Origin of the sequence: Parabacteroides goldsteinii, from assembly GCF_020091425.1 — a bacterium.
In the GTDB taxonomy this organism is placed as follows: Bacteria; Bacteroidota; Bacteroidia; order Bacteroidales; family Tannerellaceae; genus Parabacteroides; species Parabacteroides goldsteinii.
This window is the reverse complement of sequence record NZ_CP081906.1, coordinates 5227802-5254120: the sequence shown is the minus strand read 5'-3', so window position 1 is coordinate 5254120 and position 26319 is coordinate 5227802. Positions and strand designations below refer to the sequence as shown.

The 26319-nt window shown below is 44.8% G+C and carries 14 protein-coding genes; 9 read left to right on the top strand and 5 right to left on the bottom strand.

Features of this window, described 5'->3' with window-relative positions:
- Nucleotides 1–36 precede the first annotated feature (36 nt).
- Genes K6V26_RS22015 through K6V26_RS22005 form a run of 3 tightly spaced genes read left to right on the top strand, consistent with a single transcriptional unit; the run spans nucleotide 37 to nucleotide 6715 of the window.
- A complete protein-coding gene (locus tag K6V26_RS22015) occupies nucleotides 37–3429 on the top strand; it encodes a SusC/RagA family TonB-linked outer membrane protein (protein ID WP_224263872.1) in 3393 nt (1130 codons plus the stop codon).
- Between the two features lie 19 nt (nucleotides 3430–3448).
- Entirely contained in the window at nucleotides 3449–5335 is a 1887-nt protein-coding gene (locus tag K6V26_RS22010; protein WP_009860591.1) for a RagB/SusD family nutrient uptake outer membrane protein, read from the top strand.
- 36 nt (nucleotides 5336–5371) lie between these two features.
- Nucleotides 5372–6715 (top strand): BT_3987 domain-containing protein, encoded by a 1344-nt coding sequence (locus K6V26_RS22005; protein ID WP_224263871.1) that lies wholly within the window; start codon nucleotides 5372–5374, stop codon nucleotides 6713–6715.
- A 124-nt stretch (nucleotides 6716–6839) separates the two neighbouring features.
- On the opposite strand, the gene K6V26_RS22000 is transcribed toward K6V26_RS22005, so the two are convergent.
- Entirely contained in the window at nucleotides 6840–7727 is an 888-nt protein-coding gene (locus K6V26_RS22000) for an AraC family transcriptional regulator (RefSeq protein ID WP_048316865.1), read from the bottom strand.
- Nucleotides 7728–7888: 161 nt separating this feature from the next.
- On the opposite strand from K6V26_RS22000, the gene K6V26_RS21995 reads away from it, so the two are divergent.
- The 5 genes from K6V26_RS21995 to K6V26_RS21975 all read left to right on the top strand — a co-directional run bounded on the left by K6V26_RS21995 (nucleotide 7889) and on the right by K6V26_RS21975 (nucleotide 18698).
- Nucleotides 7889–9262, top strand: coding sequence for a sugar porter family MFS transporter (locus K6V26_RS21995; protein ID WP_224263870.1), 1374 nt, complete (start codon nucleotides 7889–7891; stop codon nucleotides 9260–9262).
- 10 nt (nucleotides 9263–9272) lie between these two features.
- A complete protein-coding gene (locus K6V26_RS21990) occupies nucleotides 9273–12560 on the top strand; it encodes a tetratricopeptide repeat protein (RefSeq protein WP_224263869.1) in 3288 nt (1095 codons plus the stop codon).
- Nucleotides 12561–12633: 73 nt separating this feature from the next.
- Nucleotides 12634–15420 (top strand): glycoside hydrolase family 2 protein, encoded by a 2787-nt coding sequence (locus K6V26_RS21985; RefSeq protein ID WP_224263868.1) that lies wholly within the window; start codon nucleotides 12634–12636, stop codon nucleotides 15418–15420.
- Between the two features lie 20 nt (nucleotides 15421–15440).
- On the top strand, nucleotides 15441–17585 hold the full coding sequence (locus K6V26_RS21980) for an alpha-galactosidase (RefSeq protein ID WP_224263867.1): 2145 nt from the start codon (nucleotides 15441–15443) through the stop codon (nucleotides 17583–17585).
- Between the two features lie 15 nt (nucleotides 17586–17600).
- The gene (locus K6V26_RS21975) at nucleotides 17601–18698 is read left to right on the top strand and encodes an aldose epimerase family protein (RefSeq protein ID WP_224263866.1); all 1098 of its coding nucleotides are present in this window, start codon (nucleotides 17601–17603) and stop codon (nucleotides 18696–18698) included.
- Between the two features lie 88 nt (nucleotides 18699–18786).
- Here the strand turns inward: K6V26_RS21975 and K6V26_RS21970 are convergent, their stop codons facing one another.
- Both K6V26_RS21970 and K6V26_RS21965 read right to left on the bottom strand, forming a co-directional pair.
- The gene (locus K6V26_RS21970; RefSeq protein WP_224263865.1) at nucleotides 18787–19959 is read right to left on the bottom strand and encodes a C1 family peptidase; all 1173 of its coding nucleotides are present in this window, start codon (nucleotides 19957–19959) and stop codon (nucleotides 18787–18789) included.
- 31 nt (nucleotides 19960–19990) lie between these two features.
- Nucleotides 19991–21601, bottom strand: a complete 1611-nt coding sequence (locus K6V26_RS21965; protein WP_224263864.1) for a dipeptidase — start codon at nucleotides 21599–21601, stop codon at nucleotides 19991–19993.
- 106 nt (nucleotides 21602–21707) lie between these two features.
- Between K6V26_RS21965 and K6V26_RS21960 the strand changes: the two genes are divergently transcribed.
- Entirely contained in the window at nucleotides 21708–23282 is a 1575-nt protein-coding gene (locus K6V26_RS21960) for a beta-N-acetylhexosaminidase (protein WP_009860602.1), read from the top strand.
- 68 nt (nucleotides 23283–23350) lie between these two features.
- Here the strand turns inward: K6V26_RS21960 and K6V26_RS21955 are convergent, their stop codons facing one another.
- Complete coding sequence (locus K6V26_RS21955; RefSeq protein ID WP_224265869.1) at nucleotides 23351–25132, bottom strand: DEAD/DEAH box helicase; 1782 nt, start codon at nucleotides 25130–25132, stop codon at nucleotides 23351–23353.
- Between the two features lie 123 nt (nucleotides 25133–25255).
- Nucleotides 25256–26314: a tyrosine-protein phosphatase gene (locus tag K6V26_RS21950; RefSeq protein ID WP_224263863.1), complete on the bottom strand. Its 1059-nt coding sequence runs from the start codon at nucleotides 26312–26314 to the stop codon at nucleotides 25256–25258.
- Nucleotides 26315–26319: the final 5 nt, after the last annotated feature.

Here is a 26319-nt window from a genome sequence, read left to right as displayed (position 1 = left end):
CAATTAAAAATGAAAAACCTAAAGACATACAAATGTATGAAAAAAATCAGACATATTATTGTATTACTGCTGAGTATGGGTATAACCTGTGCTTATGCAAATAATGAGTCGTTTATTTCGATAGAACAAATACTGGAACAAAAACAGTCCACTATGCTGGACGTTCTTAAATTCATAGAAACCGAGACCGGTTATGTGTTTTTCTATTCCGATGAGATCAAAAGCGAGTTGAATAGAAATGCGCAAACTGGAGTAGTGAAAGGTTCTATACAAGAAATTCTTAATCCGCTGTTTGAGAAGACAGAACTAACTTATCAGATAAATGGTAACCAGGTGGTGGTAAAAAGAAAAGCGGTTTCCGGTCCTGTTTCTTTACCCGCTGTTTCGCAAAAGAAAAGTATAACGGTAACCGGGGTTGTCAGCGATGCGACCGGTGAACCTTTGATTGGGGCGAATATCTGGTTGAAGAACAGTTCTGTTGGGGCTGTTACTGATATTGATGGTAAATATTCAATTAAGATAGATGGTGTCGGCGGTGTTTTAACTTTTTCATATATGGGTATGAAAAGTGTGGATATTGCCGTAAATAACCAGACAACTATCAATGTCACATTGGCTACCGATGATGAAGTTTTGGATGAGGTGGTGGTGGTCGGCTACGGTCGTCAGAAGAAAGAAAGTGTGGTTGGTGCTATTTCTACCGTAGATGTAGCAAATTTAAAAATGCCTGGCTCATCTATTTCCAATGTGCTGGCCGGACAGTTGGCTGGTGTTGTAGCAATGACCCGTTCGGGAGAGCCTGGAAAAAATAGTGCTGCTGATTTTTATATTCGTGGTGTATCTTCGTTTAAAGGTAGTTCTACTCCATTAGTGCTGGTTGATGGTATCGAACGTGAACTGGACCTGGTAGATACCGATGATATCGCTTCTTTTTCTATCCTGAAAGATGCTTCGGCTTCAGCTGTGTATGGGGTACGTGGAGCAAACGGTGTTATTCTGATCACAACTAAAAAAGGTAATCTCGGAAAACCCGTTATTAATGTGCGTGCCGAAGCAGGTATAACCAGTCCTACTAAGATGCCAAAGATGGTTAATTCTGCACAATGGGCTGATTTGTATAATGATATCCAGCCGGGATATTACTCTCAGGATGCAATTGATAAATATCGTACCGGTGCTGATCCTGATCTGTATCCGAATGTGAACTGGATCGATGCACTCTATAACGACCTGGCATCTAACCAGCGTGTAAACCTGAGCATTACAGGTGGTACCGATATTGTGAAATACTATATTTCAGGCTCTTTTTATAATGAAAGCTCTATTTTTAAAAGTGCCGGTAATTTGTATGACTATAATTCGTCTGTTCATTATGATAAGTTCAATTTTCGTGCTAATGTAGATTTGGCTTTAACCAAAAGCACGACACTAAACCTGAATCTGGCAAATATCTATGAAAAATCGTTTGGTCCGGGTGATAGTGATAATGATAACCGAATATGGGAATATACCTATCTGGTATCACCCAACGCTTTCCCCATTGAATATTCGGATGGAACGATTGCTGCTCCGTCAACCGATTCCGGTTATAATCCCTGGAATATGCTTGTGCACTCCGGATATCGTGAACAATTCTGGAACTCTTCGCAATCATTGATAGGATTGACACAGGATTTTGGAGCTTTATGGGAACCCTTGGAAGGATTAACCGGTAATTTCAAGTTCTCATGGGATGCATGGAATACAACGATTCAACGCCGTAGTAAAGAACCGACCCAGTATCATGCAACCGGAAGAGATGAGAATGGGAACCTTATTTTCGGTTCTCCTGTCCGTACAGGTAGCGGAGAGTTGTCATATGCTATCGGTCGTGACGGAACAATGACTACTTATATGGAAGCTTCATTGAATTACGACCACTTATTCGCAGATAAACACCGTGTAGGAGCGTTGTTCCTTTATAATCATAAAATACATACACGTACGCAGGAAGGGGATAAATTTAAATCTTTACCTTATAAGAACCAAGGTATTGCCGGACGTGTGACCTATGCTTTCAATGATACGTACTTCGCTGAGGCTAATATGGGGTACAACGGTTCAGAGAATTTTGCCCGTGGACATCGCTTTGGCTTTTTCCCTGCTGGTGCTATCGGTTGGATGGTTTCGAATGAAAAATGGTTCAAGCCGCTGACAAAAGTGGTCGATATGCTGAAACTGAAGGGTTCGTATGGTATAGTCGGAAATGACGATATCGGAGGAGAACGCCGCTGGGTATATGAATCGACTATTCTGGTAGGTAATGATGCTGGAGCAGGCCAATGGAATTATGGTTCCGCCGGAGCTAATGGTGGCGGAGGTATTCGTGTTGGAGATGTGGAGAACTTATCTGCATCCTGGGAAGAAGCTACTAAGATGAATGTCGGAGTTGAATTGTCATTACTCGACAAAGTGAGGGTACAAGCCGATTATTTTCATGAAAAACGAACCGGTATCTTTCTTCAGCGTGCCGGCTTACCGGCTATTGTAGGTTTATCGGTTATTCCTTATACGAATATCGGGGAAACAATGAACCAGGGATTCGACGGTACGGTTGAATATACACAGAAGGTCGGAGAGGTATTTCTGACCGGACGTGCCAACTTTACTTACAACCGGAATAAATTGCTGAATAACGACGAACCGGATTGGGAATATAAATATCAGAACAAAATCGGCAAACCGTTTGGTTCGGGTGGCAATTTGCAGCCTTTTGGATTAGTTGCCCTGGGACTTTTCGAAAGCCAGGAAGAAATTGACAATAGTCCCAAGCAATCCTTTGGTGAGTATAGGGTCGGCGATATCAAATATCAGGATATAAACGGTGATGGTCAGATCGATTCACAAGATAAAATCGCTATGGGATTTACAAACCTGCCGGAAATTGTATACGGTTTCGGGGCTACCGCACAATGGAAGAATTGGGATGTGAATGTCTTTTTCCAGGGTGTTAGCCATGTAAATTTCTTTTTAAGCGGGTCTACCATTAAAACACCATTTGGTTCCGGAAATATGGAACGTGCTGCCATCAATGAAGATGTGTATGATAAAGTATGGCGTCCGGGTAATACGGCTGAACAAAATGCTGGTTCGATTTATCCCCGGTTGAGCTGGAGTGGTGCTGTCGGATCATCTAATAATTCACAGACATCCGATTGGTGGATGCGTGACGGTAGTTTTCTGCGCCTGAAAAATTTTGAAGTGGGATATACGATGTCAAAAGGGTTAATGAACAAAACGTTTATCAAATCGTTGCGTTTTTATCTTTCGGGTAATAACTTGTTGACATTTAGTAAATTCAAACTTTGGGACCCGGAAAAAGGGAATGGTGACGGCTCCGGTTATCCTCCTAACAGGGTGATTACCGTAGGTTTAAATGCTAATTTCTAATTCATTAAAAAAGATATATATGAAAGTCTCGATAAAAACTTCTTTTCAAATCATTTGTTTTGCTGTGGGGGTAATATTCTTTTCTTCTTGTAATGATTTTTTGGACAGGCAGGAAGATGAAAAACTGACCTTCGATAAAATATGGGAAACTCGTAATGATACAAGGAGTTATTGGCTCAACTCGATGAGTTTTCTTCCTGATGATGCCGGTGACTTTACGAATTTACCCTGGCTGGGAGCCTCTGATGAAGGAACTGTTACTTATGCCCGCGAACTTCGCTGGATCAATTTCGGATCCTGGAATGCAAGTAATGTCCCTAATTATCAGATGGATCGCTTTTATAAGGGAATTCGTGAATGTAATATTTTTATGCAGAATGTAGATAGATGCTCTGATCCTATTGTCACAAAAGAAGAATTAGCCCAGTATAAAGTGCAGAGTCGTTTTGCCCGTTCTTATTATTACTTTCTGATGATGCGTATTTATGGTCCGGTCTTCTTGTTAGGTGACGAACTGTTGGATTTTACAGCGTCTACGGAGGCTCTTTATCGTCCGCGCAATACATGGGAGGAATGTGTGGATTATGTTGTAAGTGAAATGGAAGCTTGCATTAACGATCCGGCTATGGCTGAAAGTTATTCGGATGCGGAGAAAGGATTGGCTACTAAAGGTACTTGCCAGGCTGTTATTGCTCGTTTGAAACTTTATTCGGCACGTGACTTATTCAATGGTAACAAACTTTATAGTTCTGTAAAGAATCCGGTTACTGATCTGTTTCCCGAATTGTCGGGTGTGAATCTTTTTCCGCAAAATTATGATGCTAATAAATGGTTGGAAGCAGCCAAAGCAGCTAAAGTGTTAATTGATAATCCGTTGTATAAATTGTATCGTGCCGGTGACGGTTCTGACCCATATGCTAATTACTATGGTATCACACAGGAATATTGGAATTCAGAGCTTATCTGGTCTACAGGGTATAAAGGACGTTATCAGTTAGGAGTACATACAGTACCGACCGGTATTTCCGGAACTGCTTATGGCGGTGTTGGACCGACACAGCAGCAGGTTGATGCGTATGCTATGAGTAACGGACGTTATCCTATTACTGGATATAACGGAAAAGAACCGATTGTTGACAGAAGTTCGGGATATAGTGTTGATGAGTTCGAAAAGACGACATGGAAATATCCGGCTTGGGGAGGTGCGGGAGAATATGATTTGACGGCTCCTAATATGTATAAAGATCGTGAACCCCGCTTCTATGTGTCTGTATTTTTCGGGGATAACTGGTGGCATCACGGCAGTGGAATGACAAAGATTTCTTTTGCGAAAGGTGCTAACAGTAATAAATCGCATGACTATCCTAAATCCGGATATCTGGTTAATCGTTTTTATGACCATACGCTTAATTCAGCGAGTGGACAATGGGGAAATATTGTATTTCCGACTTTTCGTCTGGCTGAAATGTATCTTAATTTCATTGAAGCGGTACTTGAATGTAAGCGACACAATGTTGCTATGCCCGGAGGTTATGAGGCGCAGGCAATGGAAGTGTGGGCTGATTTGCGTGATCGTGCTGGGTTGGCTCCTATTACTGAAGTTTACCCCAACGCTTCAACAGAAAAGTTGATCGAACTTTGTCGTAACGAGCGCCGGATTGAACTTGCTTTCGAGAATCATCGCTATTTCGATACGCGTACATGGATGATAGCCAAAGATGTTGATGGTGGCCCGATGTACGGAATGAATGCACAATTTCCTGGTAGTGGGGATGTGACTCCTGACGGTTTCTGGGAGAGAACGGTTTTCGAAACACGTGTGTTTGAAGACAATCATTATTTGTATCCTTTCATACAAAGCGAATTGGATAGAAATAAATTGTTAACCCAGAATTATGGTTGGTAATAGAAACCATTCTTACGAATCTAAAAAGAATTATTTATGAAAAAGATTTTAATGATATCGCTTTTGTTCTCTTTAACTGTCGGTTTTGTGGCATGTGATGACAATAAAGATGAATATCTGAGCGACTATAGCACAATTGTCTATTTTAGAAACAGCGGGGAAATACCGTTGACACTCTATAAGACTGGGGAAGATACGGAGTATCAACTAACTGTTAATAAATCAGGCTCAGACCTGGCAAGTGTGACAGATGTAGAAGTGGCAGTATTGGACGATGCGGCTCTGGATGCTTACAATGCACAAAACGGGACTTCTTACGTCAAGCTGCCGGAGAATTGTTACCAACTTGCAGATAACCGGTTGGTGTTCGGTTCGGACAATTTATATAAAATGGCGAACATTGTTTTTAAGACGGATCTTATTTACAACTTGCCGGCTGGTACGAAGTATGTGTTACCCGTTTCTTTGGTAAATTCAGCCGATTCTATCAATTCGGAAAAAGATAAGACTATTTTGATACCATCCGTAGAAATACCTTTCGTTTATTTCGAGCAAACTGGTTTTGTTTCGAATACATTCACCGACGGAGGGGATACGCAGGCTAAGTTTACATTACCGGTCTCTATACCGATGGTTAGTAAATGGACGTTCGATTGCACGGTAGGAGTAGACGAATCTTTACTGGAGGAGTATAACAAAGAGAATGAGACTAATTATGCCATATTGCCACAAAGTGTATATTCACTAAGTAACGATGGAACCGTGTCGTTCGTTCCGGAAGAGAATTCGAAAGATCTGGAGATAACGGTAGACCGCACGAAGCTGGAGTATGGAAACTTTGTTTTGCCGCTACGATTGATTGATTGTTCGAAAGACGGATTTGTGATTGATGCTGCTAAAAATGCTTGTTTATATGGTATTTCATATGTACCGGACGAAAGCAAATTGAAAAAAGTGGAATTGACAGCCGATATGCTTTCTTCAAATGCGGTTGAGCCGTCGGAAGGTTCATTGGCAAATCTGTTGGATGGAGATGTGGAAACTTACTTCCATTCTGCCTGGAGCGTTGCTGTGGAAGGTTCTCATTACCTTCAGGTTGCATTACCGGCAGAGACTACTGCGTTTAATTTCTATTATACGACACGTTCGGCAAATGGCAGTGCCGCACCGGCAAAGATCATTATTGAAGGAAGTCTGGATGGTGTATCTTTTAATAAGATAAGCACGCTGACCGATGGACTGCCGACTGGTGGTAAAGAAACTTATAATTCGAAGATTATGGTAGGAAAGCTGTTTAAGATTATTCGTTTCTCTGTTCCGGAAAATGCGACAGGAGGTAATTTCTTCGTATGGAGTGAATTTGGAATGAAGGTTTTCTAGACTTTATTTCCCAGACATAAGTCTTTTGTTATTAAAGGCGGAAGTATGGTTCATTAGATTCCATATTTCCGCTTTCTTTGTAATTGTTCTATGAAATAATCAAATGCTGTAACTTGAAAAATACTTACCCTTTCTTCTGCTTCTTATACTCCCTTGGTGACATCCCCATCACCTTGCTGAATAGCCGGGAGAAATAATAGGTATCTTCTATCCCTATCTTATAACAGATCTGGTTTACCTTCATATCCGTAAAGTCCAGTAGCTGGCAAGCCTGTTGTATCTTCAGTTGGTTGAAATAAGTCAGGGGGGCATATCCGGTACGCTTGCTGAACAGGACGGAAAAATGGGAAGGGGAATAGCCTATATGGGTAGCCAGGTCTGCTAATGTTATTTTCTTTTCCAGGTTTTCTTTCATATAGTGGATGGCAGCGGTAACGATATCGTTCTGATCCGATTCGTTACGGGCTGCCTCACGATATTGTTGGAGATAACGTAAAGAACCTAAGTAATAATGAAAAGCAGAACAGGCATACAATAAGTTTTCATGGCTGTATCCCATCTCCAATGTGCGGAATATCTCTTCGAAAAGATCATTCCGGTTACTGATCCGGGACTGGACGCTCGGTTTTATTTCGATCGGACGGCTGGCCTGGCCGGCAAAGTAAGAGGCCAGCTTCCCCTTGAAATGTATCCAGTAAATGGTCCAGGGATTCGTATCATCCGAACCGTAGGCATGCGTGACTCCGGCTGGCAGGATAAAATACTGGTTGGCTGTGACCGTATATTCCTGGTCGCCGCAACGGAACCATCCGGCTCCCTCTATACAATAAATGAAGACGAACTGGCAGATCGGCTCTTTCCGTTCACGGAAATGATGCAGGGCCTTCGGGTAATAACCGATGTCCGTAATGTGCAGGATCGATGAAAGCGCGTCTTTCTCCATCTCTTGTACGATAGACTGAGGTAATACAAGGGCCCGTTCTCCGCTAAAACCGTCTTTGAGTTTGATCATGGTACTGGATTTATAGATGTGCACAAAGATATATTATTTATATTATATCTTGTTATTTTGGGAATGTAAATCGAAAGATTGTCCATCCCTAAGCCGGTTTTATCTATTTCACTATTAACCGGAAACCTGTTTCTTTGCACCATAACTTTAATACTAATGTCATGAAGCGAACAACAGCTTACTTATTACTTATTTGCCTGGTCTCAGCTATGGGCGGATTATTATTCGGTTACGACTGGGTAGTGATCGGAGGTGCCAAGATATTTTATGAACCCTTTTTCGGACTTGAAGGCTCTGCTGCTCTTCGCGGATGGGCGATGAGTAGTGCCCTGATCGGTTGTCTGGCCGGTGCGTTGCTTTCCGGTGAATGGAGTGATAAGTACGGGCGAAAAAAGATGTTGATTATCGCTTCTTTCCTTTTTGTACTGTCTGCCTACGGAACGGGGGCGGTCAATAGTTTTAACTGGTTTATTATTTATCGTATAGTCGGTGGGTTCGGTATCGGTATCGCTTCGAACATTTCACCGGTATATATTGCTGAGGTCGCTCCGGCCTCTGTCCGGGGAAAGTTTGTTTCCCTGAATCAGCTGACGATTGTTTTGGGTATCTTGATGGCGCAGTTGGCTAACTGGCAAATCGGAGAGTATTTTACACAGGGAGGTGAAACGCTGAGTGCCAACAGCATTGAGTGGGCCTGGCGATGGATGTTCTGGGCGGAACTGATTCCGGCCGGATTGTTTTTTATCCTTTCTTTTATTATTCCTGAAAGTCCGCGTTGGTTGGCAACCGTGCAAAAGACGACCCAGGCACGAACTATCCTGTTGCGCATCGGCGGAGAACAATATGCCGATCAGACATTGGATGAACTGGCGCAACTGACCGATAAGAAAGAAGAAAAAGTAAACTGGGGAGCTCTGTTAAAGCCGGGTGTCCGGAACGTGCTCATTATCGGAATCGTATTAGCGATCTTCCAGCAATGGTGCGGTATCAACGTGATCTTTAATTATGCCCATGAAATCTTTTCGGAAGCCGGTTATGCGGTGTCGGATGTCTTGATGAATATTGTAGTGACAGGGGTGACTAATGTGATCTTTACTTTTGTTGCCATCTATACGGTTGACAAATGGGGGAGACGAAGTCTGATGTTTGTCGGTTCGGCAGGGCTTGCCGTTATCTATGGAATATTGGGAACCTGCTATTTCTTTGAAGTAAGCGGTTGGCCGATGCTTCTGCTGGTAGTGATGGCGATTGCCTGCTATGCAATGTCTCTTGCACCGGTGGTTTGGGTGGTTCTTTCCGAGATATTCCCCGTAAGGATACGCGGGATGGCAATGGCTATCTCCACATTCTTCCTGTGGGCAGCCTGCTTCCTGTTGACATATACTTTCCCGATATTGAATGAAGCGGTGGGTGCTTCCGGAACCTTCTGGTTGTATGGTGCCATCTGTTTGAGCGGATTCTTCTTTATACGTGCAAAACTTCCTGAAACAAAAGGAAAAACATTGGAAGAACTGGAAAAAGAATTAACAAAATAAATATACTGAAATGACTGAGAATGTGAAAGTGTGGGAAGAAGATATCCTTCTTCCTACCTATGGTATTGGCAAAGCCGAAAAGAATCCGATGTTCCTGGAGAAGCGTGTTTACCAGGGAAGCAGCGGAGTGGTGTATCCTTATCCGGTAGTGGAAAAGATAGAAGATACCTGCGAGGAAAAGAGTTACCATGCCGTTTATCTTGAAAACGAATATATCAAAGTTATGATCCTTCCGGAGCTGGGCGGACGTGTACAGATGGCATACGATAAGATTAAAAACCGCCATTTCATCTACTATAACCATGTGATTAAACCGGCTTTGGTCGGTTTGACCGGTCCGTGGATTTCCGGTGGAATCGAGTTCAACTGGCCGCAACATCATCGTCCGAGCACATTCCTGCCGATCGATTATACGATCGAACGTTGTGCCGACGGCAGTGCCATCGTTTGGGTGAGCGAGCGCGAACGTATGTTCCATCAGAAAGGGATGGCCGGTTTTACCCTCCGTCCGGGACGGGCTGTCCTGGAGATTCAGGGTAAACTGTATAACCCGACACCGATACCGCAGACTTTCCTTTGGTGGGCGAATCCGGCTGTGGCCGTAAATGATGCCTATCAATCGGTGTTCCCTGCCGATGTAAATGCCGTGTTCGATCATGGTAAACGTGATGTGTCACGTTATCCGATTGCTACCGGTACTTATTATAAGATGGATTATTCGGCAGGAGTGGATATTTCCCGCTATAAGAATATACCTGTTCCTACCTCTTATATGGCAATCCGTTCCAACTATAATTTTGTGGGAGGATATGAGAATGATACCCGTGCCGGTGTGCTTCACGTGGCAAACCATCATATCTCGCCGGGTAAGAAGCAATGGACCTGGGGGAATGGCGATTTCGGACAGGCCTGGGACCGTAACCTGACAGATTCCGACGGCCCTTATATCGAACTGATGACCGGTGTCTATACCGACAACCAGCCTGACTTCACCTGGCTTCAGCCTTATGAAGAAAAAACGTTTACCCAATACTTCATGCCTTATCGCGAACTGGGTGTGGTAAAGAATGCCTCTTCCGACCTTCTGATGAACCTGGAACCTGATGGAAAGGGCGCTTTATTAAAAGTTTTCGCTACTTCCGTGCAAAACGATTTGCATATTGTCGTGGAGAAAGCCGGAGAGGTTTGTCTGGATATTACCCGTGATATTACTCCCGAAAATATACTGGAGGAATTTGTTCCGGTTGCAGATTTGTGCGATGTGAAAGTCTGTATCCGTAACGCAAAAGGGAAGCAGATGTTGTCCTGGGAACCGGAACCCGATGTGATTAAGGAAGTACCTGAACCGGCCAAAGCGGCTCTTGACCCGAAAGATGTGCGTACCACCGAACAGTTGTATCTGACAGGCTTACATCTGGAGCAATACCGCCATGCCACTTATTCGGCAACCGATTATTATAAAGAAGCACTTCGCCGTGATGCGACCGATGTACGTAATAATAATGCGATGGGATTGTGGTTGATTCGTAAAGGTCAGTTTACCAAGGCAGAACCTTATTTGCGACAGGCGGTGAAAACACTGACGGAACGTAATCCGAATCCTTATGATGGCGAGCCATTATATAATCTGGGCCTTTCTTTGAAATATCAGGGAAAAACAGAAGAAGCATATGACTCTTTCTATAAAGCCTGTTGGAATGCAGCCTGGCAGGATGCCGGCTACTATTCCCTGGCCCAGTTATCGGCAGCACGCGGGGATTGGGAAGAGGCTCTCTATGAAATAGATAAATCTTTACTTCGCAACTGGCATAATCTGCGGGGACGCCATTTGAAAGCAGCTATCCTTCGTCATCTGGGACGGAAGGATGAGGCACTGGCTTTGATTGAGGATTCCCTGCGTATCGACCGTTTCAATTTCGGTTGTGGTTTTGAAAAATATCTGATTACCGGAGTTGAGGCTGACCTGAAAGAATTGCTCGCTCTGATGCGTCCGGAGGCCCACAATTATGAAGAACTGGCTTTGGATTATGCATCTGCCGGCTGTTGGGAGGAAGCATTGATGGTGGCTGAAACGGCTATCAGTCAAAATGTTTCGGGGCAGACTATGCTTCATTATTATAAAAGCTGGTTCCTGATTCAACTGGATCGTAAAGAAGAGGCCTTGGCAGCTATCCGTGAAGCTGAACAGCAATTGCCTGATTGTTGTTTCCCCAATGTATTGGAGGCAATTCTTGCTCTACAGTCTGTTATCGGGTTTGCAACAGAAACTCCAAAAGCCTTGTATTATTTGGGTAATTTGTGGTACGACAAGCGTCAGTATCCGGAAGCAATCACCTGCTGGGAGACTTCCATGCAGCAGGATGATACCTTCCCGACCGTCTTGCGTAACCTTTCCCTGGCTTATTTCAATAAGCTGAATAGGCAGGAAGAGGCGGTTACTCTGCTTGAAAAGGCTTTTGCGCTCGATATGACGGATGCCCGTATCCTGATGGAGCTTGATCAGTTGTATAAACGCCTGAATCGTTCGCATGAAGATCGTCTGGCTTTCCTTAAAAAGCATAAAGACATAGCTTTCCAGCGTGATGACCTGTATCTGGAATATGTCACCTTACTGAATCAACTCGGACAATATGAAGAAGCAATCCGTATGATCGATGCCCGTAAGTTCCATCCGTGGGAAGGGGGAGAAGGCAAGGTCCCGACACAATACCAGCTGGCTCGTGTAGAATTAGTAAAGCAGTTGTTAGCTGAAAAGAAATATGAAGAAGCTCTGGCCTTGATTGAGGAATGTTTCATCTATCCGCATAATCTGGGTGAAGGCAAACTATATGGTGCACAGGAAAACGACTTCAATTATTATAAAGCCTGTGCGTTGTCAGGGTTGGGACGTAAAGAAGAAGCGACGGAGTTATTCCTGGCTGCCAGCATCGGAAACAGCCAACCGGCTGCCGCTATGTATTATAACGATCAGAAACCGGATAAGATATTCTATCAGGGACTGGCTTTACGTAAGTTGGAACGTGAAGAAGAAGCTCGCGGACGTTTTAATAACCTGATTTCTTATGGCGAAAAGCATCTGTATGATGTCTTTAAGATGGATTATTTCGCTGTATCCTTGCCTGATTTACAGATATGGGAGGACGATATGAATAAAAAGAACCGTATCCATTGCAATTACCTGATGGCATTAGGTCACCTGGGATTAGGAAATAACGGGAAAGCAATGAAATATTTCAATATCGCTGCCGAAATGGATAATAACCATCAGGGAGTTCAGATACATCAGAAGATGATCTGATCTTTTCCGATGGCATGAGCAGTGCTTTTTATAGCATTTTTGGAGATACTCATTTAAAGAAGAAATAATAAATATGTTGAAGGTTTTTTTATCTATATGTATAACACTGATGTTGCTGACTTCTTGCCAAAAGCCATCGTCAGAGATTTCTTTGGCAGGCAAGTGGCAGTTTGCCATGGACAGTACCGATATCGGGATAACGGAGAAATGGTTTGAACGTTCGTTTGCTGATAAAATACAGCTGCCCGGAACGACCGATGAAGCGGGATATGGCATTCCGAATACACTTCCTCCTTCAGTGGAGAAACCGCAGATTCTTCACCTGACTCGTAAAAACAGTTATGTCGGTCCGGCCTGGTATTCGCGGGAAATATCCATTCCATCGGATTGGGAGGGGAAGTCTATAGAACTAAAACTCGAACGTGTTATCTGGCAAACTTCTGTTTGGGTAGATGATAACCCTGTGCAGGGAAGTTGTGAAAGCCTGATAAGTCCGCATCGATTCGATCTGACCGGTTATCTGACGCCCGGTATACACAAACTGACGATTCGTGTGGACAACAGGAAACAACATGATATTACTGTAAACGATATGGCGCATGCTTATACCAACGAAACACAGATTATGTGGAACGGTATAATCGGCGATATCTCTCTGATAGCAAAAGAAGCCCTTTCCATCGAAAATTTGCAGGTTTATCCGGACGTATCAGGTAAACAAATCCGTATAAAGGGAAAAGTTTCCAATACGGGTGAAGCTACAGAAGGTTTGCTCTCGGTAAAGGTGGAAAATCAAAAAAGTGGATTGGTCGTATCTGCCCTTAAACAAAAAGTGGATTTTCAATCAGGCGAAAACCTTGTAAATCTAACCTGTTCAATGGGGGACTCGATAGAAATGTGGAATGAGTTTAACCCCGTTTTATATAAAGTGGATTTAGAGGTGAATGCAGGTTCGGTTAAAACGGAAAGGAGTACAAAGTTTGGCATGCGCGAATTCAGCCGGAATCAATCGGACCTGCTATTGAACGGAAATAAGGTCTTTCTGCGAGGAACACTCGAATGTTGTATCTTCCCGCTGACCGGACGTCCTCCGATGGAACCGGAAGGATGGAAGAAAGTGTTCCTTACGGCTCGCGAATGGGGATTGAACCATCTGCGTTTCCATTCCTGGTGTCCGCCCGAAGCTGCTTTCCAGGTGGCAGATTCATTGGGATTCTATTTACAGGTAGAGCTTCCGCTATGGTCGGTAAAAGTGGGAGAAGATTCTCATACAAATGACTTCCTGTATGCTGAAGCTGACCGTATACTTGCAGAGTATGGCAATCATCCCTCTTTCTGTTTCTTCAGCCTGGGGAATGAACTGCAACCGGATTTTGAATTCTTATCCCGATTGTTGAAGCATACCAAGGAACAGGACCCGAGACATTTATATACAACCACTTCTTTTACATTTGAAAGAGGACATGGAGACTGGCCTGAACCGGATGACGATTTCTTTATCACGCAATGGACTAAGAAAGGCTGGGTACGTGGCCAGGGTGTATTCGATTCCCAATCTCCTTCGTTCGATAAGGACTATATCGCTTCTGTCGAAGGAATGGATGTTCCGCTTGTTACTCATGAGATCGGGCAATATTCTGTTTTCCCTAACCTGAAAGAGATAGATAAATATACCGGAGTCCTGGATCCTTTAAACTTTAAAGGCGTAAAGCAGGAACTGGAGAAAAAAGGCTTATTGAATAAGGCTGACGATTACCTGAAAGCATCCGGTTATCTGGCGGCTATCTTATATAAAGAAGAGATTGAACGTGCGATGAAAACGGCAGGTTGCAGCGGTTTCCAGTTATTGGACCTGCATGACTTCCCGGGGCAGGGAACAGCTTTAGTCGGATTGCTGGATGCCTTTTGGGATAGCAAAGGTGTGACTGATGCAGAAACATTCCGTCACGCCTGCTCGCCGGTAACACCTCTGGTTCGTTTCCCGAAAGCAGTTTATACGAGTGGGGAATCTTTTACAGCGTCTGTCGAAGTTGCTAATTTCACAGATAAAGAACTGAAAGATCAGTCTGTTTCCTGGATACTGAAAGATGAAAAGGGAAAAGAAATAGGAAAAGGCATGATGTCCTGCCCTTCGCTGTCAATCGGGTTGAATAGATTGCCGGAAGCGATTACCTGTCCGTTGGCGCAGCAGGAAGCAGCTCGGTTACTCCTGTCCGTTGCTTTGGATAATACTCCCTATAAGAATGAATGGAGTATTTGGGTATATCCGTCCCAATTGAATCCGGTGAAGGATGATGTCGTTGTTACCCGTGATTTACGGGAAACTCAGAAGGCACTTGCCGATGGAAAGAAGGTTTTATATAATCCGGACTATAAAAAGATAGAAGGGTTGGAAGGTAAATTTGTCCCTGTATTCTGGAGTCCGGTTCATTTTCCGAAGCAGGCAGGTTCAATGGGAATCCTTTGTGATGCGTCCCATCCGGCATTCGCCCATTTTCCGACAGGCAATTATACCGATTGGCAATGGTGGTCGCTGCTGAAGCAATCAAAAACGATTGTTATGGATACTTTGCCGTCCGTGACCCCTTTGGTGGAAGTTGTCGATAACTTTGCTAATAACCGTCGTTTGTCAAACCTGTTTGAAGCAAAAGTAGGTGAAGGAAAATTGCTTTTCTGCTCAATGGATATATTGTCGGACTGGGAACAGCGTCCGGAAGCCCGGCAGTTGTATTTTAGTTTGCTTGAATATATGAAAAGTGATTCGTTTGATCCGTCAAGTGCGATGGAATCGGATGTTTTGGCTCAATTGTTTAAATCCGGCCTCTCTTCGGGAGCAAGTAATCCGGAAGATATTTATTGATTAATGTAAAGATGTAACTTATGAAGAAGCTGTTTATCGTATTATTTGCTTTGATGGCAGGGATGACTTGGGCACAGCAATCTCCTGTTACTGCCGGCAGCGACGGAAAGTCGTGGACATTGGCAACACGTTCTTTTATCTATCAGATCCGTGTTTCGGATCAGGGAAAGGTGAATATGTTCTATTTTGGCGATAAAAGTCAGAATCCGGACATGCTACGGAATCCGCTGGGAGAAGAAGTGACTGTCCGTGGCGGTTATTCTGCTACGACACCGATGCTGGAAGCCGTTTTTAAAGACCGGGTAAGGGATATAGAGCTCACTTACGAAGGGGCGGAAATGCTGACGCAGGATGAGTATGCCACATTGGTTATCCGTCAGAAGGATAACTATTATCCGTTGGCTGTTACCGAATATATCCGTGTTCTGCCGGAATACGATTTGCTTGAGAAATGGGTAGAAATAAAGAATACCGGAAAGAAAGGAAATATTGAAATAGAAAATGCCCAGTCCGGAACGTTCTTTCTTCCGAAGAACGCCTATGAACTGACGCATCTGTCCGGCAGATGGGGATATGAGTATCAAATGAATGTAACCAAACTGACACAGGGCTTGAAGACGATTCAGACAAAAGACCTGCGTTCGTACGGTTCCTCTTTCTTTGCAATCAGACCCGAAGGCGAACAGGAGGAGACTTGCGGCGAAGTATGGTTCGGCTCGTTACAATATAGCGGTAACTGGCGGATGGACTTTGAGAAGTATGCTCCCGGAGAAGTTCAGGTTACCGGAGGAATAAATTTCTGGGACCAGTTGTTGGTTCTACAGCCCGGAAAGAGTTTTATCACTCCTAAGATGATGGTCGGATATACCAACCGGGGGATGGAAGGTGTTTCGCAGAACCTGGCTTCGTTTACCCGTGAGAAAGTTCTGTATCCTTCTCATCGCGATCAGGTTCGTCCGGTTTTATATAACAGCTGGTATGCCACTACTTTTGATGTGAATGAAGAACATCAGCTGGCTTTGGCAAAGATCGCAAAAGATTTGGGCGTTGAAGTCTTTGTTATTGACGACGGTTGGTTTAAAGGCCGTATCAACGATAAAGGCGGTCTGGGTGACTGGACGGTCGATAAGAATAAATTCCCTAACGGCTTGCAACCGATGATCGAGAAAATCAATGCCATGGGACTGGATTTCGGTATCTGGATAGAGCCGGAAATGGTAAATCCGAACAGTGACCTGTATCGCCAGCATCCCGACTGGGTGTTCCATTATCCGAACCGCACCCGGCATGAAACCCGTAACCAGTTGATGCTGAATCTGGCACGCGAAGATGTCTATCAGTATTTATATAGCTGCTTCTCTACGTTGTTACGTGAAAACAATATCAAGTTTATCAAATGGGATATGAACAGAGGGGTGACGGAACCTGGATTCCTGTCGGCTCCGACCGATGAACAGCGGGCCGTTCGTATTAAATACATCGAGAACCTGTACCGTTTGTTTGAAACATTGCGTGCGGAATTCCCGGAAGTATGGTTTGAAAATTGTGCCGGAGGTGGCGGTAGGGTAGACTTGGGTATGATGGCCCGTACCGATTTCTGCTGGGCAAGCGACAATACAGACCCGGTGGAACGTACGTTTATCCAGTATTCTTTCCTGAATGCTTTCCCGTCTAATTCAATGATTAGCTGGGTGACACAGGAAGACTGGCATAACCAGAGGCATCCGCTTGAATTTAAGTTCGATGTATCCCTGTGCGGTGTTCTGGGCGTTGGTTATGATATTACGAAATGGTCTGATAAGGAAAAGGAGATTGCCCGTGAGAAGATTGCTCTTTATAAAGAAATTCGTGAAACAGTTCACAAAGGTGATCATTATCGTCTGATATCGCCTTACGAGCATAACCGGAGCGTACTCCAGTTCGTCAATAAACCGAAATCCGAATCAGTTGTGTTTGTGTATAATCTGGCGGAATATCCGGATAATGCCATACCGGAAACCAAACGTTCTAAAAAGGTAAAGCTGCGTGGTCTGGAACCTGATGCCTCTTACCGGATTGAAGGTATGGATGGTCTTTATGCCGGTCGTCAGTTGATGAATATCGGAGTGGAATTTCCCTTGTACGGAGCATTCAAAAGCCGTATATTTAAGATTGTAAAACAATAATACATGGTTTGTCAGATGAATTTATTGTCTGCATCAGCATTCAGCGGAGAGGGTTCAACCTCTTCCGCTGAACTGGTTACATTAAAGAACCGTAACGGCCTTGCCGCCCAATTCACCAATTATGGTGCCCGCTGGGTGAGTATGTGGACACCTGACCGTGATGGCTGTATGGGGGATATTCTTCTTGGTTTCGATACGCTCGACGGTTATTTGACGGCGGGCGAGCAATATCATGGTGCGATAGTGGGCCGTGTTTGCGGACGAATTAATAATGCCCGTTTTACCTTAGAGGGACAAGAGTTTTTACTGGCTTCCAATGATGCTTATGGAAAACCTGTCCGTAATCATTTGCACGGTGGAATGGCCGCTTTTCACAATCGTTTCTGGAAATCCCGCCTGTTTGTCACTTCTTCCGGAGAGGAAGCTGTCGAATTTACAACCTGTTCTCCAAACGGGGAAGAAGGCTATCCGGGAAACCTCGAAGTAAAGGTGACTTACCTGCTGAAAGATAATAATACCCTGCGGATGGAATGCGAAGCGACAACCGACCGCCTAACACCTGTCAATCTCACGAATCATGCTTTCTTTAACTTGCAATCATCCTTTGGTATTACAGATAAAAAGAGTGTTTTATCTCACAATCTAACCCTGAATGCTTCTGCTATCATTGAATGTGATAGTGAATTAATCCCTACGGGCCGGTTATTACCTGTAAACGATACTTTACTGGATTTCCGTTTGCCCCACACTATTGCTTCGTCTTTGACAGAAGAACATTCACAAATACAAAAAGGCAAAGGTTTTTCCCTGGCTTATGCATTGGACGAAGAAAGTGGTGGAGAATTGAATTTTGCTGCTTGTTTGTCAGATGAAATCAGCGGAAGAAAGATGGATATTTATACAAATCAACAATCTGTGCAGGTATATAACGGTTATTTTATGGACGGAACGGATATTGGAAAGGGGGGTACTCCTTATTATACCAGTGCCGGCATCGCCATCGAAACCCAGGGATATCCGGATGCTCCGAACCAACCGTCTTTCCCTTCCATTTTAATAGATAAAACAGAAAAGTATAGGCATGTCGCTGAATACCAGTTTGGAGTTGATTGAGTTTGAAAGAAGGAACAAAAAATATTGAGGGTACGCCGCCCGGATGTTTATCAGCCAGGGATGTACCCTCTTTTATTTGTAATCAGATTTACTTTAAGCCTAATTTTGTTTTGATAGCCTTCGGGATCGCGTCTTTATGAACCATTACATAAATGGTTTTGGCGCGGACGAAGCTTTCCGACATATTCAGGTAGCCACCGAACTTATTTCGGTCTGTGCCCCATGAATTTTTGGTGATGTAATACTTTGTGCCGTTCTGGTCCTTGGTGATACCGGTCAGGTGCATCAGATGGTCATCGGTAGTCACGAATGCTTCGAAACCTTCCTGACGGACTTCGGGGGTTACTTTTACTTCCGGATACGGCTGTTCGAATTTGTATACTTCTTCCAGGCGCTCTTTCTCGTCCATCTTTTCGAAACGGGCGCGGTCGGTATTCGAAAGGTCTTCCACCTTCTTTACTTCCGGATTGATGGCTACACCGTTCTTGAAGGAGAAGCCTTTTTCGCTGACATCACCGTCCCAGCATACGGTGAAACCGTTGTTCAGGGCATAATCGACTGTCTCGATCATTTCGTCGAGCGGCAGGTTATACATGAGCTGATGTTCCCAGTTGTCCGGTACTTCGACGTCGAATTTTACATAATACGGATGATGGGTGAAGCTCGTCAGTTCGATGTAATCGTCCATATTCAGTCCCAGAGATTCAGCAAATGTCTTGGGAGTATATTCTTTCCCTTTGTAAGTGAATGTAGTCGGAAGCTGTCCCAGGTAGGTATCGAACAGGTTTTGTATCAGTTTGTCGTATTCAGGGCTGCGTTTCTTATTTTTTACCGCAACGTCAGCGATAGCTTTCATATATTGAGCCATTTCGCTGTGATTGTGGCGTTCGGAATTGTAGTTGATCCCTTTGTAAACCTCTTCGGGAACGATTCCTACCTGGCGGTATGCATTTTTAAAAGTATGTGCCAGACTGCCTTGTCCGATATTTCCTTCGCCACGTCGCAGGTAATTATCCTGTAACTGGTTCATATATTTCTGGCGTACGATGAACATTTCAGAGAGGTCGTATTCTCCCTTTCCCATGCGTAACAACTCTGATTCCATAAATGAGGTGGTAGCGAAACACCAGCAAGTACCAGTGGCTGCCTGATTTTTTACCGGGGTAGCCGGAACTGTCACGACTTCGGTAAACTGATAGCCTTGGGCGAATGCGCTGAGTGCGGAAAGCAACAAGGCGCAGGATATGAATAATGCTTTCATAAAATATGATTTAATAGTTTGTAATCGTTATTTAGAAACCTCGTGCAAACATCTTCCAGAATTCGTCAGCCATTTCGCGCCAGCGTTGCATGGCGGCGCTGGCAAAGTCGGAAGTATAGCCGGTCAGATAAGCATTTGCAGCTTCATCGCCTTTCGTTTGTTGAATTTGTTTGTATTGAGCTTCAACAAAAGGTAATTCCATCTGTCCTTTTTCTTCGAAATGGGCGATGGCTGTTTGCATTTTCTCTTTTGTCAGTCCCCAGCGTACAGTTGCCAGTTTATTGGCTTCGCGGAACGACCAGATGGCGGCATCGGTACGATGGCGATGCTGTCCGCAGATACCGAAACTGGGAGGAAGTGCGGTGGAACCGGAGAAAATAGGAATACGCGGACTCTGTCCCGGATTGTCGAATGACAACCAGGCAACCCCTCCGACTGCATCAGGCAGCCAGTTTCGCAATTGGATAACATGGGAGTAAGAGCATTGGGGAACGGCTACCAAACGGTTGCGGTCGACCGTCCCGGGCTTTATCTCATTCAACATATTGATCATATCAGTTGTCATCCAGGGATTGGCGGCCGGACTGGTGATAGAATCTTTATCCGAACTGTCTTTCTTTTTGGATGGGGCTTTCAGATTTTTGGTCGTATCCCAATCTGTCCCTTCATAGGTTGCACGCAAAAGCGCCATTACATCGGTTACGGCTACCTGCTTATCCGGTTTTACGCTCAATGGCAGTTCTTCCGAATCATACGATAGCTTCAGGGAAGGTGCAAGGCTGTTCAGGATAAAGAACTCACGCAGGCTAAACGATTTCAGTTCGCCGAAATAGTTCCCTCCGCTGTAAGCCTTCCAGAAACGGAACGGTTCTTTCCCATCCCAGAATCCCATCTTTTTGGCAACATCGAAGACATTGGCGGAAGCCATATAATTGTCTTTATCCTTTAAATCCAAAGTAGATATGCGGGAGATATTAGCCGATACGCTGACATGGTCGTCCGGAATGCGGACAGCTGCCCAGACACCGCCGATTTTGTCCGGCCCTTCACCGAAGACTTCAAATATCCAGACTTCATCCGGGTCGGCAATTGTCAGACATTCGCCGGAATCGCCATAGCCGTGTTCTTTGACCAGCTCACCGATCAGGCGAATGGCCTCGCGGGCAGTCGTGCAACGTTGAAGAGCGATCTTTTCCAACTCTTCGATCATGAACATGCCTTTCTTGTTAACCAGTTCTTTCCGTCCGGAAATAGTCGTTTCTCCGATGCCCAGTTGTTTTTCGTTGAGGCAAGGGTAGGAGGTATTCAAAAACTGATAGGTGGAACGGGCCTGCGGGATGGTTCCTTTTAACTCGACGTTGGTCTGGTCGCCCGGATATTCCGTATGCATCCGTCCGTTCCAGATGGCGACGGTCGTGTCGCGGTCATAAGTGGCGGCCGGAACAATATCCATCCAGGTACGGTAATTTCCATCGCAAGTGTGACTGGTCATTACCGAGCCGTCGGCAGAGGCTTTCTTGCCGACCATAATACTAGTGCAACTTTCCGGTGTGTTGACCGGTTGGGCGTATTCTATCTCCTGCGCTGATGTGATCAGACAGTGGCAGATAAGTGTAAGAGTAAAGAGAAACAATCTGTTCATGTGTTTGTCATTTGATTTAATGGCTAAAGATACAAACTGTATCGGAATAATTGCATATATTTGCCCAAATCTAAGGTGTGTACGATAACATAACAATTATAATCCCATGAGAAAACTATTATCTATTGTAGTATTGCTGGCTTTTCTTGCTTTGCCGGCATTTGCACAACTTGCTTTGTTCCCCACACCGGCGAAGGTTTCGGGAGGCAAAGGATCGTTTACAATCGGCACGGCTTCCCCGATCAGCGGGAATGGAGGATATGCCGATGAATTGGCTAAGAAACTACAGTCCGAACTGAAAGGACTGGGTTTATCAGGAACACCTTCCAAAGGCACGGTTCGACTGGTATTGGATGAAAAACTGAAAATGCCGGACGAGGCTTATTCATTAACAGTCAGTCAGGAATCCGTTTTACTGGAAGCCTCTTCGGAATCCGGCCTGTTCTATGCGAAAGAGGCCCTGAAACAACTGGCCCGTTTTGGAAAAGGAACAGTGAGAGCTTGTAAGATCACTGACCAGCCCCGTTATGGCTGGAGAGGTTTTATGCTGGATGAAAGCCGTCATTTCTTCGGTAAGGAGAAGGTGAAACAATATCTGGATATTATGGCTTCCCTCCGTATGAATATTTTCCACTGGCATTTGACCGACGAACCGGGTTGGCGTATCGAGATCAAGAAATATCCGAAGCTGACCTCTGTCGGTGCTATCGGTAACTGGCATGATCCGGAAGCTCCGGCTAAATTTTATACCCAGGAAGAGATAAAGGAAATCGTAGCTTATGCTGCAGAACGTCATATTATGGTAGTGCCGGAATTCGATATGCCCGGACATGCTACCGCTGTCAGCCGTTCTTATCCGGAACTGTCCGGTGGCGGCGAAGGCAAATGGGACGGTTTTACTTTCCACCCCTGCAAGGAGACGACTTACCAGTTTATCAGCGATGTTCTCGATGAAATCGTTTCTTTATTCCCTTCCCCTTATATTCATATCGGTGGGGATGAGGTTCATTACGGTAACCAGAGCTGGTTTACCGATCCCGAAATCCAGCAGTTCATCAAAGATAAAGGATTGCAGAATGAAACCGGACTGGAGCACTATTTCGTGAAACGCGCAGCCGATATTGTAGCCTCTAAAGGTAAAACCATGATCGGTTGGGACGAGATTATCGATGCCGGTGTTTCTCCCGATAAAGCAATTGTGATGTGGTGGCGTCATGACCGTAAACACCAGCTGGTAAAAGCGCTGGAGAATGGTTACAATGTGATTATGACACCGCGCCGTCCGTTTTATGCAGACTTTGTCCAGTATGGCGAACATAAGGTGGGCCGTCTGTGGAACGGTTATAATGCGATCGAAGATGTCTACCGTTTCCCGGAACCTATTATTCACCTGACGAAAGATTATGAAGACCAGGTGATGGGCTTACAGTTCTCATTGTGGACGGAACGTGTGGCAGATGAGAAACGTTTGGACTTTATGACTTTCCCCCGCCTTGTCGCTGTCGCCGAAGATGGCTGGACACCTGCCAAGGCAAAAGAATGCAGTCTCTTTATGAAGAAGTTGCCTGTTTTCCTGCAATATCTGGATTCATTAGGTATCTATTACTTCAATCCGTTTGATCCGGCTTCGACTCCTGAGCCGAATGCTCCGGAAAAAGAAGATGTGTTGCAGAATGGTTGATCTGAAATAAAAAGAAGGGACGGAATCTATTACGATCCGCCCCTTCTTTTTGTTATCTATAATATAGATTAATATCTTTTCTTACGGGCATTGCGGTCTGACGTTTCACGTCTCCACGGTTTTTCGCTGTTGCGTCTGTCGGTTGTGCTGCCGCTGAAACCACCGTCGCGTTTGCCTTTATAGCTACCGCCACCCTTATAACCGCCTCTGGAACCACTGCCACCGCGTGAGTTATTTCCTCCACGGCTGAATCCTCCGCCCCGGCTGCTTCTGCCTTCGCCTTTGCCCTGTGCAGGCTCAACGGAGATACGGCGTCCTTCGATCTCGAAACCGTTCATGCTGTCCATTACGCGCTGTGCTTCGCCTTCCTCTACTTCAAAGAATGAGAAGTTGTCGCGCAGGTCGATCTTGCCGATGCGAACCTTACCCGGTACGCATTTGTTGACCAGTTCGATCAGTTGGTTCGGATATAAGCCGTCTGATTTGCCGAAGTTCAGGAAGAAGCGTGAGAAACCTTCTTCTGCATTGTGGGCACGGCGTTCGCCGCGTTCTGCACGGTCAAGACGGGCCGAGCGTTCGTCTACTTCCTGAATCTCGTCAGCATCTTTATAATAGTCGATCATACGGTTGAATTCCAGCGAAACAACACGTTTGATGATGTCTTCCTTGTCCAGCCATTCCAGTTTACGATAGATCTGCGGCATCAGTGTTGCGATCTCTTCTTCGTCTACCTTCACTTTTTCGATCTGGTCGACGAGGTTGAAAAGCTGCTTTTCACAGATGTCGTGTCCGGTCGGCATTTCACCTTTTTCGAATTTCTTCTTGATGATATTCTCGATCAGACGTATCTTACCTTTTTCCTTTACGTGGCAGATGGAAATAGAAATACCAGTCTTGCCGGCACGACCTGTACGGCCACGGCGGTGAGTATAAGATTCTACTTCATCAGGTAAACCGTAGTTAATTACGTGAGTCAGGTCATCCACGTCCAGTCCGCGGGCAGCAACATCGGTAGCAACCAACAACTGAATGTTTTTAACACGGAACTTTTGCATCACATAGTCGCGTTGCGCCTGACTCAGTTCGCCATGCAGCGAATCGGCGTTGTAACCGTCCTGTATCAGTTTGTCGGCAATTTCCTGTGTTTCCTTACGGGTACGGCAAAAAACGATACCGTAGATGTTCGGATAGAAGTCGGCAATACGCTTCAATGCCAGGTATTTATCCTGTGCACGAACCATATAGTAGATATCCTTGATGTTCTTGTTACCTTCGTTTTTGTTCCCGATAACGATCTCTTTCGGGTTCTTCATGTACTTCTTCATGATGCTGGCAATACCCTGCGGCATTGTAGCGGAGAAAAGTAACATGTTACGTGCGGGGGGAACCTCAGCCAGAATCGCATTGATGCTGTCGGTGAATCCCATGTTTAGCATTTCGTCCGCTTCGTCCATAATAACGTTCCGGATCGTACCCAGATCGACTGTCTTACGGTTCATCAGGTCGAGCAGGCGTCCCGGTGTCGCTACCACTACATGTACGCCACGTTTCAACGTCTTGATCTGACTTTCAATGCTGGAACCTCCGTATACCGGCAGCACCTTCAGGTTGTCGATATATTTGGAGTAATCATTCAGGTCGTCGGCAATTTGCAGACAAAGTTCCCTGGTGGGACAAAGTATGAGTGCTTGAGGCTGATATCTTGTCACATCGATCTTCTGCAGGATGGGCAGACCGAAAGCGGCTGTTTTTCCTGTTCCTGTTTGTGCCAATGCAATTACGTCGTTGTCTTCTCCCAGCAAGAAAGGAATCACTTCTTCCTGTACCGGCATGGGCGATTCGTAACCCATTTCTTGAATTGCCTTCAATATGGGGGCGGCAACTCCTAATTCTTCAAATGTTTTCAAAATGTGATATATGTGTATATAATAAATTCAGAGGGTACAAAGGTAGATAAATAATTCGGATTCACATTAATATAACATAATTTCTTTTAATGCATCCCGCTTCTTATCTGTCAGATGTAATCCTTTTGACAGATATTTGTCTACCGAGCCGTAATCTTTCCGGATCCGTTTCAAGACCAGGTCGATCAACCCTTCGTTGACAGTGACCAAAGTGGTGATCGTTTCCTGTGCATTTGTACTCAGGTCGCGTGCCATATAGGCCAGATGTCCGATATTGATATTCTCGTTGGAAGCCATGTAATCTTTAATGATCGTTTCTTCCGGTATTCCGAGAGCAAACAGCAGTATGGCGGTCAGGTAACCCGTACGGTCTTTTCCCATCGAGCAGTTAATCAGGATCGGATAATTATCCTTATTCAGAAAAACATCGAGCGCCTTAGCGTATTGTTCGCTGTAATCAGTAACGTACTGCAAATAAGTGTCCTGCATGAACAGGATTCCGTCTCCTTTACGCATCCGGTCTTCCTGTATGCGGGCAACTACGTGATCCATATTCTTTATGGGAATAGGGATGTGTACGATGTTTGCATTGGAATAACGTAGCGGACTGGCTGCTACTTCATCATTCCCGCGCAGGTCTATAACCGTTTTGATATGCAGATTGTTCAGACGGATCGAATCCCATTCGCTCAGGGAGCTGAGTTGTCCGGAACGGAATACCTGTCCCCAGCGGGTCGTTTTATGGTTGTGGGCAGTCCCGTAACCACCGATTTCCCGTAGATTCTGGAGGCTGTCCATCGATACGGAGCGAGCACCGATCGTCTTGAAATATTTATCGTTGAAAGACAACAGGAAATATTTACGCGACATATTATCGTTGGTGATATAAGTCGTGACACCGTCTTTTATGTTGGCATATCCTGCGGGAAGAGATCTGTTGAACGATTCGGGATCGTCGGAAACATACATCTTAAGTATACCTTCCATTTGCGGTTCGGTTTCCCATTTCAGAATATAATTCCCTATATCATCGCGCAGGCAGAGCGTCCGTATTTCCGGACTGTTGGAGGAACAACCCGTTATCAACGTAACACAAGCAAACAGAGAAAAAATCTTTACTAACATCGTCT